Genomic DNA, 2,435 nt, shown 5'->3' on the forward strand with positions numbered 1-2,435 from the left:
ACCTCATTGGTGGACGGGATCATTGCGCTGACTCGCAGTGGCGCCTGGATGCACCGGTCGTGCAGAGCGTCAACGTTTATATGCCCGCGGCGCAGTTCGCATCGATGCTCGCGGCCATCTTCGGCGACGGTCTCGCACCGGCGGCATATCTTGACCGACATGCGATGTGCCGATGTCTGCTCGTCGAGAACAGGTCCAAGAAGTTTCCGACGTCGGCCACCCCGCAGCCGACGATGGCGATCGAGGTGGACGACAACGAAGTTCGGATCATCGATGTCCTGACGAACGCAGGTCTGGCGGCGGCACCTGTCACTGAAGTGACCGTCGTACCCGCCGCACACATCTACCGCGGACGTCCCACCTACACGATGCCGCTTCTGGTGGTGCAGTTTCCCGGCCGACCGGCAATGAGCATCGGTATTCCCGATTTACGATTTTCGTGGCGTGGCACGGTGCCTTCCCACGCCCCGGCCCATTACGTTGTCGGTGGCGCCGACTGGCTGGCCCTGGTCGAGCGTTTCGACCTGAATTCTTCTCTGAACAGCGGGGGCTGGTTCGGTTAGCTCAACTGAGCGTGAGGTCGCAGGCCGTCGTCGCGGACGATCATTTGACTAGAATTTGGCGGTCGCCCACCGCTGTCTCGTGTGCTCCCGGAATCGCTTCGGCGACAACGTTCTAGCTGCACTATCGGCAGCACCCGCCTTCGACCTCGCTCAGCCGGCTGCGGGGCAGCGCTGCTGAGCGTGAGCCGCCACAGTGACAAATTTCGAGATGTTGTCAATACCTGTGGATGAGGTTGGTTCAGGCGACCTCCGTTTCGGTTGATTCGCCGGGCTCGGCGGGTGTGATGTCGATGGGTCGTTCGCGCTGTTGCCCTTGTGGAACGTCGCGCCCGCATGGACCAAAGCAACAAGATGCGGTGCGTTGACGGCACGCCAGCGGGCGTGCGCGGCGTCGATCAGCTTGTAGGCCATGGCAATCCCGGCCGCGCGTGAGCCGGCCTCGGGGTCGTCTGGAGGGGCTTTTCAGCCATTCTGATCCGGGGCGCTCGATTTCTCACCTCATTGTTGATCACGCGGTGATCAGACCAAAGTGAACAGGGCGTCAGATGCAGATGCGGCGCGCCGTCGAATGCCGTCGCGGCGAATTACCTGTGTCGCGGCTGGTTTGCTGGAGCACGCCTTAATTTCGATGGAGCCGGTCGTGCTTCTCGACAAACCTGCCGAAACATCTCGACACTAATCGCGCCCGAGCGCTGTCTTCGCTGCCGACCGCACGCGGTGGTCGCCACTCTCCACCTCCTCAAGAATGTTTTGCTGCTGACTTCTCGATGTAGCTGCCGGTTGGTAGGGTTGGCGCCGTGAGTGAGCCGTATCAGCCCGACATGCCGTCGTGGCCGCAGCAGCCACCGCACCAGCAAGGGAGCTACCCCCAATCGACACCGCACCCCTATGCCGGATACCCGGCGCCGCCCGCCGGGCCGAAGAACGGCCTCGGGATCGCAGCGTTGGTTATCGCGATCCTTGCACTCGTGTTCTTCTGGTCGGTGGCAGGCGGCGTCACCCTCGGACTCCTCGCGGTAATCTTCGGGTTCATTGGCCGCGGCCGGATCAAGCGGGGCGAGGCGACCAATGGCGGTGTCGTCGTCGCCGGCATCGTGCTGGGGTTCCTGGCGATCATCGCTTCACTCGCCGTACTCGCGTTTACCTGGGACAGATACAACGTCTACATCGGTCGCATCTTTGGCAGCGGCGACTCGGAATACCACCACTGCTTGTCCAATGCGCACAACAACGACGATGCTGGGCAGTGCGAAAAGCAGATGCAGGAGCGCCGCGCAAAAAAGCGCTCGGCGACGATCACTCCGACGCCCTAATCCGAATCGATCACCGCGCTGTTGACAGGGTTACGGCCCCATCCACGGGAGGCTGATCACCGAGCTGCTGGCCGGTGAGCACTGTGCACGCTCTGGAGTGGATGTCTATGGGCTATCGTCAAGACCAGATGAGCCTGTTTCAGGCGACCTCCGTTTCGGGTGATTTTTCGGGTTCGGTGGGCGTGATGTCGACGGGTCGTTCGAGGAGCTTTCCTTTGTGGAAGACGGCGCTGGCGCGGACGAGGGCGACCAGGTGCGGCGCGTTGACCGCGCGCCAGCGGGTTTGAGCGGCCTCAATCAGCTTGTAGGCCATCGCCAGTCCGGCAGCTCGTGAGCCGGGCCCCTTGGTCACCTTGGTTCTCAAACGTACTGTCGCAAAAATACTTTCGATTGGATTCGTCGTGCGTAGGTGTACCCAATGCTCGGCCGGGTACTTGTAGAACTCCAGCAGCACGTCGGCGTCGTCGACGATCTTGGCCACCGCCTTGGGGTACTTGGCGCCGTAGTCGATCTCGAAGGCCTTGATCACGACCTGGGCCTTGTCGATGTCCTCAGCGTT

The 2,435-nt window shown here is 62.0% G+C and carries 3 protein-coding genes and 1 pseudogene; 2 read left to right on the forward strand and 2 right to left on the reverse strand.

What is annotated here, in order from left to right; all coding sequences use genetic code 11:
* The coding region (locus tag WAO18_RS15935) for a hypothetical protein (protein WP_422207227.1) at positions 1-563 on the forward strand (563 nt) is incomplete at its 5' end.
* A gap of 238 nt (positions 564-801) precedes the next feature.
* Here WAO18_RS15935 and WAO18_RS15940 read toward each other — a convergent pair.
* A pseudogene (locus tag WAO18_RS15940) lies at positions 802-998 on the reverse strand (IS256 family transposase); the annotation flags it as partial.
* A 362-nt stretch (positions 999-1,360) separates the two neighbouring features.
* On the opposite strand from WAO18_RS15940, the gene WAO18_RS15945 reads away from it, so the two are divergent.
* Positions 1,361-1,876: a DUF4190 domain-containing protein gene (locus WAO18_RS15945; protein ID WP_422207228.1), complete on the forward strand. Its 516-nt coding sequence runs from the start codon at positions 1,361-1,363 to the stop codon at positions 1,874-1,876.
* A gap of 139 nt (positions 1,877-2,015) precedes the next feature.
* On the opposite strand, the gene WAO18_RS15950 is transcribed toward WAO18_RS15945, so the two are convergent.
* On the reverse strand, positions 2,016-2,435 hold a 420-nt coding region (locus tag WAO18_RS15950), incomplete at its 5' end, for a transposase (protein ID WP_422207229.1).

Origin of the sequence: Mycobacterium sp., from assembly GCF_049278535.1 — a bacterium.
Taxonomy (GTDB): Bacteria; Actinomycetota; Actinomycetes; order Mycobacteriales; family Mycobacteriaceae; genus Mycobacterium.